The following is a 10300-nucleotide window of genomic DNA, read 5'->3' on the forward strand; positions in this document are numbered from 1 at the left end:
AATGAGCCTTAAATGGCAAGGATTAGTATTTTTTAACCAAAATTTCCTATTTCAAGTACTAGGATGCAATCAAGTTCGTTAGTTTCTCTTTGATCATAAACAAAAGGCGTAAAATCACTCACTTTGGAGAAATTCGAAAGTAAACAAAAAAAAGCACGAGACTACTTTAGCTCATGCTCTTTGTAATGTAATGCCTTGCAGGACTATTTTACTTTTTCTTCCTTATAATCACATGATTCGTTGCTACAGATAACTTGTTTACCACCACCACGAATTTTCTTTTCAACTAGGAAATCGCCAGCTTTTGGACAGTTTCGTCCAACTGGAATGTCCCATGAGGTGAATTCACATTCTGGGTAACGATTGCATCCGTAGAAAACACGATTTCGTTTAGTTTTACGCTCGATTACTTGACCCTGATGGCAAGTCGGACATTCAACTCCGATTTCTTTAGTAATCGGTTTTGTATTGTGACAATCTGGGAAGTTGCTGCAGGCATAAAATTTACCAAATCGTCCCAATTTAATCACCATTGGATGACCACAGACATCGCAATCAAAACCTGCTGGCTCATCCTTGATTTGAATCTTCTCAATGCCTTCTTCTGCTTTAGCAAGTTCTTTCTCAAAAGGTTTGTAGAAAGAATCAATGACTTTTTGCCACTGCTCTTTACCAATTTCGACTTGGTCAAGCTTTCCCTCCATTTCAGCAGTGAAGGTAACATTGACGATGTCTGGGAAGAATTCTACGATTAAGCTATTGACTATCTCTCCTAGCTCCGTCGGTTCAAATCGTTTCGCTGCTAGTTTAACATAATAGCGACGCTGAATGACATCAAGTGTCGGCGCATAAGTTGACGGACGACCTACACCATTTTCTTCTAATGTCTTAATAAGCGTTGCTTCTGAATAGCGGGCTGGAGGTTGAGTAAAGTGTTGCTCTGGGCTAGTCAATACTTTCTTCACAGTATCCCCCTCAGCCATTTCAGGAAGCATTTTGTTTTTATCAGAATCGTTGTAAACAGCCATATAACCATCAAACTTAACCTGACTACCATTGGCCACAAATATGACACCGTTTTGAGAAATCGTTACTTTCATCGTATCAAAGATTGCGGCAGTCATCTGACTGGCTACAAAACGATTCCAAATCAAGGTATAAAGTTTTAATTGATCTTTGTCAAGGTATTTAGCAATTGACTCTGGTGTTTGGAAAACATTAGACGGACGAATGGCCTCGTGAGCATCTTGAGCCCCAGTGGCATTTTTGATCTTATTACCATGTTTAGAGTACTGACTACCAAATTTTTCAGTGATAAAATCTGCAGCCTGCCCTTGGGCAATCGGACTGATACGTGTCGAGTCTGTACGCATATAGGTGATTAAACCTTGTTGAGCAGACCCAATCTTAATTCCCTCATAGAGTTGTTGGGCAACCATCATAGTCTTACGCGTACGGAAGTTGATTTTGTTAGCAGCGTCTTGTTGCAGTGAGGAGGTCGTATAAGGTAGCGGAGCATTTCGGCGACGCTCCTTTTTCTCAACCTTATCGACATTAAACAGATCATCAGTAATACGAGCAAGAACTTCTTTGACATCGTCATTGGTCTGTAATTTTACCTTTTTACCATCTAAACCATAAAAAGCTGCTTGAAATTTCTTGGTACCCTTTTTAAAAGCACCATCAATAGTCCAATATTCTTCTGGCTTAAAGGCTTTAATCTCATTTTCACGGTCGATGATGAGCTTCAAGGCAACAGATTGAACACGTCCTGCGGACAACCCTTTTTTCACCTTTTTCCATAATAACGGAGAAATCGAATAACCTACAATACGGTCCAAAACACGACGAGCCTGTTGTGAATCTACCAGATTCATGTCGATCTGGCGTGGTTCAACAAAGGCATTTTTCACCGCATCTTTTGTGATTTCATTAAAAACAACACGGTTCTTATCTTCAAGACTGAGTCCTAAAATATGCGATAAATGCCATGAAATAGCTTCTCCTTCTCGGTCCGGGTCACTTGCGAGAAAGACTTTTTTAGCCTTTTTAGCTTCTTTTTTCAAATCGTTGATCAAAGGACCTTTTCCACGAATATTGATATACTGCGGTTCATAATTGTTTTCAAAATCAATTGACATACTTGATTTTTTTAAATCACGGATATGACCTACAGACGCAACCACTTTATAGTTGCGCCCAAGGTATTTTTCAATCGTCTTCGCCTTAGCAGGAGACTCTACGATAACAAGATTTTTTTTAGTGGTTGTTTTTTTCTTAGCCGTCGCTTTTTTTGACGTTGTTGATGTCTTTGCTGTTGCCATATGATTACTTTCTATTACGCTTCATTATAATCGGTACCGTTATACTAGATAACGAAACCAACTATTTGCAGTGACTGCAAACCTATAGCATAATACCCCACTTTTCTTAAACTGTCAATAAAAAACTTTTTTCTATAGGAAAAACTACTATTTACTTAGTATTCATTTAGGACATCAAATCCCGTTGTGATGCACTTTGCACCCTCTTGTATCAAATGATGACAACCATCTGATAAACCATCTAAAATACTTCCTGGAATCGCAAAAACATCTCGTCCCTCCTCCAAGGCCCTCTCGCAAGTAATCAAACTTCCTGAACGTAATTTAGCTTCGGCAACGATGATCCCCTGAGACAACCCTGCAATAATGCGATTACGCTCCGGAAAATGGAATTTTAAAGGTTGCTCACCTGGACCGTACTCACTTAACAGCAAGTGATTAGACGCGATATAGTCCTGTAAGGCTTTATTTTCTTTTGGGTAATTAACATCAAGCCCTGTACCAACAACTGCAATAGTTGCACCGCCATTTTTCAAAGAAGACAAGTGAGCAGCAGTATCAATACCACGCGCTAAACCCGATACAATGACAAATCGATTGCCGAGTTCTGTGATAATTTTTTGCACCGACTTCGTTCCTACCTGGCTACACTTACGCGAGCCTACCACTGCTAACTTCGGCTTGTCCAACAAACTCAAGTTACCCTGATAAAAAAGTAGGGTTGGTGGATTATAAATTGACTTCAAAGCCAAGGGGTAAGCCTTATCTAAAATTGAAAGGCTAGAAAAACGATTAAATTCTTCTCTCAAAGACTTAGAATCTAGTTGCTTGTAAGCCTCTAAGAAAGCTACTGGATTTTTACACTTAGAAACCACTGCTATATCTCTCAGAGATAGTGATTTGAACTGACTCTCTTGATAACGAATCACATTTAAAATGTTGAGGTTGCTTAAACCTGCTTTTTTTAGTTTATAAATATCAAAATTATTCATCATTGACCTCCACTAAAACTATTCGAAAAAAACCTCTGTCAGCAAGTTTGAAAAACTCGCAACAGAGGTTTAGATGACCTATTGATACTTGTTAACTTTAATAAAGCAGACTAAAAGCTACCAATCACAATTGTTTTACCACACGTGCTGGGTTTCCAGCCAAGAGAACATTGTCACCATATGATTTCGTCACAACAGCCCCAGCACCTACAACGACATTATCTCCCAAGGTCACACCTGGTAAAATGGTAACGCCCGCTGCCAACCAAACATTATCTCCAATACAAATAGGAGCACCGTATTCAAGTCCTGATATGCGCTTTTTGGCATCTAACGGGTGTAGTGGCGTCAACAGTTGGCAATTGGGTCCGATTAAGGCATTGTCACCGATACGGATCTCACAAACATCCAAGAAAGTGCAGTTAAAATTCGCATAGAAATTCTCGCCAACATGAATGTTGCAACCATAGTCACAGACGATATTAGGGTTAACTGTCAAAGTGTTACCAGTCGTTCCCCACCAGGATTTTAACAGTTCACTTGCTTTATGGCGGTCACTTTCGTCATTAAACTGTTTCATATTAGCACGCGCCTGTGCCCTCATAGCTGACAGTTCTGCATCATCTGCCTTATAAAGCTGTCCTGCCAACATTTTATCGTATTCACGCATCATCTTTGTCCCTTCAACATAGACTTTATAGGTTCAAAACTTTGGCGATGGATTGGGGTTACTCCAAGTCTATCTAGCCCTGCCAAGTGGTCCTTAGTGCCATAACCAGCATTTTGAGCAAAGGCATAACCCGGAAACTCACGATCATATGCTGCCATCAAGCGATCTCGAGTTACCTTGGCGACGATAGAAGCTGCCGCAATAGACAATGAATTGGCATCTCCCTTGATGATAGACTCCTGCTCGATAGGCACTTCTAACGTCATAGCATCGATAAGCAAATAGTCAGGAGAAACTTGTCCCTGTAGTTTATCTATAGCCTCTATCATAGCTAATTTAGTCGCTTCATAGATATTGACTCGGTCAATCACCTGATTATCTTTGATTCCTATACCTACCGCTACTGCCTCATCTAGAACATGCTGATAAACCTCTTCGTGCTTTTTCTTGGGAATTTTTTTGGAGTCGTTGAGACCTCTGATTTTACAATCCTTTGGCAAAACAACACAGGCTGCCACCACAGGACCTGCAAGAGGCCCTCTACCAACCTCATCAATACCCGCAATCACTTGATACCCTTTTTGATAGGCAGCTCTTTCATAGCACAACATCTGCTCCAAGCGAGCATCTTCAGCTAGTTCTTTTTCAATAGCAGAGCGACGCTGTTTGATCGCTACTTGGACCCCTGCTCGGCTATCCTCATAATACTGCTCCCAGCGAGGATCTTCCAAATCAATCAATTCTTGAAGAGTTTTCTTGATCTCCTTAATCGTTGCCATCAACTTCTCCGACAAGATCCAGTGTGTAGCGGCCTAACTTACCATCACGAACCTCTTTGACAAACAATTGATAAAAGCGGTCGTAATCATCTCGGAAGCCTAGTTTGTGTGTCATTGACATAATGATTTCGGGAGCTTCTTCTGATAAATCAATCCCTTTGAAACGCTCTACCAAACGATTTGGATAGTAAGTTTTAAAGTAGTTAATACCAAAAATAGTCACCTCATCCATCGGCAAGAGTTGATCCTTGATAGCTCCTGTCAAAGCCAACTTAAGACCAACTAACTGATCCTCAAATTTTGGCCATAGAATCCCTGGTGTGTCTAAGATTTCTAAATCCTTATTGGACTTGAGCCACTGCTGTCCCTTAGTCACACCCGGTTTATTTCCCACGACAGCAATTTTTTTCCCAGCCAAACGGTTCATCAGGGTTGATTTGCCTGCATTTGGGATACCAATAATCATCGTGCGCAAGGTTTCTTTTTGAATCCCACGTTCACGCAATTTAGCAATCTTTTCTGACATAAGCTCCTTAGCTGCCTCTGTAACCAACTTTACTGTCGCTTGCTCTTTTGAATTAATAGCTAGAGTTTTTATCCCTTGACTCTCAAAATGCTTACGCCACTCTTTAGTACGGTTGCTATCAGCCAAATCAGACTTGTTTAAAATGAGCAGTTTTGGTTTATCCCCCACAATCTTTGTCAGCATTGGATTTTGACTAGACAACGGTAAACGTGCATCTACCAAAATTGTCACAAAATCGACGTGTTTAATATTTTCCTGAACCTGGCGACGCGCCTTAGACATATGCCCAGGAAACCATTGAATAGTAGCCATAGTAAATTTTTCCTTTCATAGCAAGGTTTTCAAGCCCCTTGCTCTCGATTTTTACAAAAATCACCAAAAAATCACCAAGAATTTTAAAATCACCACGATAATTCAAAACCAACGATTTTTCTACGATTTTCTTTTATGCATAAAATTTCGAATTTTTTATAGTATTTAGTCAAATCTTTTTTTAGATTTGGAAAGATATTTGACGATATACTCTTAGCAGAATAATTAGAATTCAAACCTATTACATGTACTCTTGATATGTGTCATTGTAGAATGTGAAGCATCATACATCAGTGCATATGTCATTAAGCTATCTCTCATTAGCATTGGTGTGATTTTACTCAAAAGATAATCATCGCCAATAATTTCCCCCAGCCTTCGAATTACGAGTTTTTCTCTTTCAATAGTTTGAGGCTTAACAGATACTGACCAATTTTGTAACCAACTCTCTTTCAATTGACCAAAAGTTGTTATTTTTTCTGGATTATACGTTCTTTCTAAATCATCTAGAATTTTAGCTATTTTAGAAAGAAGGCGTCTTTCAGCCATTTTTCTTTCTCTAGCAGTATCTTTGTAAAATGACTCAGTTACAGTTTTCCATTTACCAGTCAATGGATGCTTATATTTTTCGGAAATTTCAAATCTGGTCTCTCCTTTTTTATTTTTTATCGTTCTAACATACATAACAATTTCTCCTGTAAAAAAATAAATCGCTATATAATATAGAATAAATGTACTTCTATCATTATATCACGATTTTATCTATTTTACCGCCCCTTGTTTCCATCTTAGGAACTCTTCGAAACCATCTAAATTGATGTAAACCAGCTTATGAGTGGGATTGATTACATATTCCCTATATTGCTTATGGTTTCGCATCTCCCCAATCCATCGATTTAAGGTATATAGATTTAGTGGCTTTCACTTGATTGTAAGCTTCAAGCATGTTGGAACGTGATAGAATGGTATCTAGTAATTCTGACATGTGCGTATTCCTTTCTTGTTTCGGTGTCTGAGGGACATCTTATATTGGTGAACTTTCCGTTAGTCAATACGTGACTACTTCCAGTTCTATCAGACCACTCGTTTTACAGACACAAGTGAAGTAGGTATACTTCGGTTAGTTGTTCAGCCCTTCGCTCCACTTCCATTACAGAAGCTTCATCACTACTACGGCCTCGGCTGACTTCTCATGATTCGTTGTTACTACGTCTAGGACGCTCATGAGACCTCACGGGATAAGTCGTACATCTTTCCTCGTTTACTCTTGTGATTTACGCATATAGGTTACGACTACCTTTTGGGACTTTAGTGTTTGCGGCCACCTTATCCTCTATATACGCCTTCATATCACATTTCTGTTCGTAGAGCCACAGTTTCGCTATCCCTTCCTCTCCCCGCTACCTCGCGATAGTCAGGCTTGGAAATCGCTATTGGGTTCACCGGTAGCGGGTGCCCACAGAGGACTTTCACCTCAGATGTACGACATGCCCGTCGTACCGCAAAAAGAGAAGACAAAATTCGTCTCCTCTCGTGCTTAGCTATAAGTCACCCACTACAGTTGACAAATATACTTGATATTGAGTTGATAATCGTAAACAGCTTCAGCTAAACCACATACGATTGCCTCTATATCTAGTCTCATTAACCTCATCATACCTAACAAACTCTATAATTTAGCTAAAAGTCAGTAAATTATTATGCTCTATCATTGTAACAACTTATCAAATTTCTTCAAGCTAAGGTGAATGAGTATAAAAATTAGACTGCAACAAAAATAGTTACTATCTAAAAAATATTCTCGACCTTAAAGTATTGATAGATATGACAAATCGTAGAAGAGAGCCTTAAAATAACTCGATAAATCCGTTTTTTCTATAGCAGAAACGGATGCAATAGCTTACATAGAAAAATTTTCAATTCTTCGCTCTTTTCTTTATGAGGATAATGCTTGAAAATTAAATTTCTTTTGTACCTTTATCAACAGTTCTATCTGTAGATATTTTAGTTATAACTATGAAAATAAACATAAGAATTGAGATCAGTAACGTACAAAGAAATGCATTTACACTGCTATTAACTTTTACGCTCATAACCTTGGCTAACTGAAGTGACAGAACATAATACACAAAGTTAAAAATTGAAGAAACAATCACAATCAAAAGACTATAAATACCTGCTTCAGACAGACGAACAAAATATCTTTGTGATTTGGAAATTCCAAGTACATTCCACTGTTGAACTATCCTTTTTTCTGCAAATGATGAAAGTATTGTAATCGTAATAATATTTGCAAGAATAACTAAAATTGGTCCTGCTACAAAGAGCAGTAACACTGCATTAGTTTCATTACTCTGCTGAGACTGACTTGCTAAATCACCATATGAAACTTTAGAGTACATCAAGAATCCAGAAATCAGCACTATCCCCATAATTACGGAAGAAGATAGTGATTTTAGATACGAACGATTTTCAAGAACTTGCCACTTAGCTAGTGTAGAACTATAGCTATAGGTTTTTCTAAATAACAATTTTACGATAAACTCTGGTAGCTCTGGGGAAAGAAAATGAATTATGACAATATGAAGTATTAATATGATTAAAAGATTGTCGTCCAACTTAAAGATAAGGTTATCGCCTGATAGAGAAGCTGGATGATAAAAAAATACAGATGCTAACCAAATCCATAAGAGGAATAATACAATCACACCACCTAGCTTAACTACTCTAAGTAACTTATTTCCTTTTGGATTATTATTTTCTTCTGATTGGATAACTTGATTTAAAATTTTATGTGCATGAATAAAGCTACCGCAAAAAGCCAAGAGTGAAATGAGCAATACGGTGAAGCAACAAGCTTTAAAATTAAAAACGATAGGAATACTAGGTAATTGTGTTTTGCCTGCTAAACTTTGAACTAAACTGTAATAATATCTAGCAACAAAAAAGGAGATAAAACTTCCAACAATACTGACCAAAAAGGAAATAATTGTGATCTGCCCAGCAATTAAAAATGAAAGCTGATTTCTATTAGTACCCAAATTATTCCAAGTTTGATAGTCCTCTTTAAAGTAGTTTAACAGTAACTGAATCGAACTTGATATTAAAAATAATAAAGTTAAACCACCGAAAATAATTGGACCTACAAATATGGGCGTCGGAGTTCCAACATCTTGAAACGGTATTGGGTTGGCAGAAATATTGTTAGCGATTGTCAAACAAGTCCCCACCAAAATACTTGAAATTAAAAATACAGGTATCGTTCCTAACCACTGTTTCTTAGTATAGCAAAACTGATAGTAAATTAATGTAAGCATATCGTCCTCCTGTCACTCAGTTGGTATAGACTCTAATGCCTGATATAATACTTCTGCTGAAGGGTTTTGTAAATCCTGAAAAATTTTACCCTCTTTTAGTATTAATGATCTATCTGTACGTGAAGCCAGTTCAATATCAGTTGGCTCATCAGCAAAAATAATCTGACTATCCGCCAGTATGGTTCTGGCTATTGCTAATTTCTGTTGTTCCCCACCTGATAAAGAGCTAATTGAACTATCTAGATTAGCAGAAAATGCCATCTTGTCTAGCAACTTTTCAATTTGTTTTCTATTTGTTTTCTATCTATTTTTTTATGAGATAGCCTTAAAGGTAGCGTAACATTTTCAATCGCAGGTAATGCTGGCAACAAATTATAGGATTGAAAAATTAAAGAGATATCTCCTCTCCTGAATTTAGCTAGTTTACTGTTACTTAGTTGATATGGATTAATTCCATTAACTTCTACTTCACCACTTGTTGGTAATGAGAGACTTGAGAGACACTTTAATAACGTAGACTTTCCTGAACCACTAATACCTAGAATTGAAACAAATTCTCCATAATGTGCTTCAAAAGACACCTCTTTTAAAACAGCATTCACTCTTTCATTATCTATCCTAAATTCTTTCGATACTCGTGATGCCCTTACTGCAACTCTTTTTTCCATATAAATACCCCTTTATCCTATCATTTCAAAGAAATAGTTTAATATGCTGAACATTAAATTATTGTTATCATTATTCCAACCACCATGTCCAGCAGATTCATCCAACAATGCGTAAGCTGGTATCTCTTTCTCTCTCAGTTTTTCAATCCAGTCAATAACCTCTGTATTACTAATATAATTATCTTTTCCTCCCAAAATACTAATAATAACTGTAGAAGAGTCACGAATTTTACTAATATTCTGAGCAGGTGAATAAGATCTAATATACTCTCTCACTAGCTTATTCTCAATATCCCCCCACTCGAAATTTTCAAATTTGGATAAAGAATCTGCAGATTCTACTAATGAATTGTATGGGTTTATAAATGGTGAAAATAATAGAATACTCTTAAACATCTTATACTCCTCATTTAGTGCTGCTCCTGCTATTATTCCTCCAGCACTAGATGCAACAAGACCTATTCGATGCTTATCAACAATATTTCGATGAGATAAGTATTTAACTGCATTAAAAGGTAAGAAACTTTGAACAAGTTTCTCAGTTATCAGTTGACTATTAGGATTTGTCTGATAGGTAACATCTTCCCAATTTTCCTGATTGTCAACTTGGATCAATTTTTTGGCTCTTTGTCAACTGTAGTGGGTTGACTTATAATCAGCAGCGAGAGAGAATCAGATTGGTTCTCTCTTTTTGCATGTTTAAAGCGATGAG

8 protein-coding genes and 3 pseudogenes are annotated in these 10300 nt (G+C 37.5%); all 11 read right to left on the reverse strand.

Translation table 11 applies throughout. The features are described 5' to 3' along the window. Nucleotides 1–203: 203 nt before the first annotated feature. Nucleotides 204–2324, reverse strand: coding sequence for a type I DNA topoisomerase (gene topA, locus JOC31_RS03520; protein ID WP_205016803.1), 2121 nt, complete (start codon nucleotides 2322–2324; stop codon nucleotides 204–206). A 155-nt stretch (nucleotides 2325–2479) separates the two neighbouring features. After that, nucleotides 2480–3316, reverse strand: coding sequence for a DNA-processing protein DprA (gene dprA / locus JOC31_RS03525; RefSeq protein WP_205016804.1), 837 nt, complete (start codon nucleotides 3314–3316; stop codon nucleotides 2480–2482). Nucleotides 3317–3440: 124 nt separating this feature from the next. After that, nucleotides 3441–3989 (reverse strand): sugar O-acetyltransferase, encoded by a 549-nt coding sequence (locus JOC31_RS03530; protein ID WP_205016805.1) that lies wholly within the window; start codon nucleotides 3987–3989, stop codon nucleotides 3441–3443. Then, nucleotides 3986–4765 (reverse strand): ribonuclease HII, encoded by a 780-nt coding sequence (locus tag JOC31_RS03535; RefSeq protein WP_205016806.1) that lies wholly within the window; start codon nucleotides 4763–4765, stop codon nucleotides 3986–3988. Before JOC31_RS03535 ends, JOC31_RS03530 begins: the two co-directional genes overlap by 4 nt. Beyond that, nucleotides 4752–5603: a ribosome biogenesis GTPase YlqF gene (ylqF, locus tag JOC31_RS03540; RefSeq protein WP_205016807.1), complete on the reverse strand. Its 852-nt coding sequence runs from the start codon at nucleotides 5601–5603 to the stop codon at nucleotides 4752–4754. Before ylqF ends, JOC31_RS03535 begins: the two co-directional genes overlap by 14 nt. A gap of 225 nt (nucleotides 5604–5828) precedes the next feature. Further along, a complete protein-coding gene (locus JOC31_RS03545) occupies nucleotides 5829–6287 on the reverse strand; it encodes a hypothetical protein (protein ID WP_205016808.1) in 459 nt (152 codons plus the stop codon). A gap of 78 nt (nucleotides 6288–6365) precedes the next feature. Then, nucleotides 6366–6518 (reverse strand): annotated as a pseudogene (locus tag JOC31_RS03550) (DNA-binding protein); the annotation flags it as partial. Then, nucleotides 6514–6588, reverse strand: a pseudogene (locus JOC31_RS03555) (maturase); the annotation flags it as partial. The pseudogenes JOC31_RS03555 and JOC31_RS03550, both read right to left, overlap by 5 nt. A 973-nt stretch (nucleotides 6589–7561) precedes the next feature. Further along, nucleotides 7562–8920 carry an FtsX-like permease family protein gene (locus tag JOC31_RS03560; RefSeq protein ID WP_205016809.1) on the reverse strand — a complete coding sequence of 453 codons (1359 nt, stop codon included), beginning with the start codon at nucleotides 8918–8920 and terminating at the stop codon, nucleotides 7562–7564. A gap of 12 nt (nucleotides 8921–8932) precedes the next feature. Next, nucleotides 8933–9588 (reverse strand): annotated as a pseudogene (locus tag JOC31_RS10075) (ATP-binding cassette domain-containing protein). Nucleotides 9589–9600: 12 nt separating this feature from the next. Beyond that, entirely contained in the window at nucleotides 9601–10203 is a 603-nt protein-coding gene (locus JOC31_RS03575; RefSeq protein WP_205016812.1) for a prolyl oligopeptidase family serine peptidase, read from the reverse strand. Nucleotides 10204–10300: the final 97 nt, after the last annotated feature.

The organism is Streptococcus saliviloxodontae (assembly GCF_016908655.1).
In the GTDB taxonomy this organism is placed as follows: Bacteria; Bacillota; Bacilli; order Lactobacillales; family Streptococcaceae; genus Streptococcus; species Streptococcus saliviloxodontae.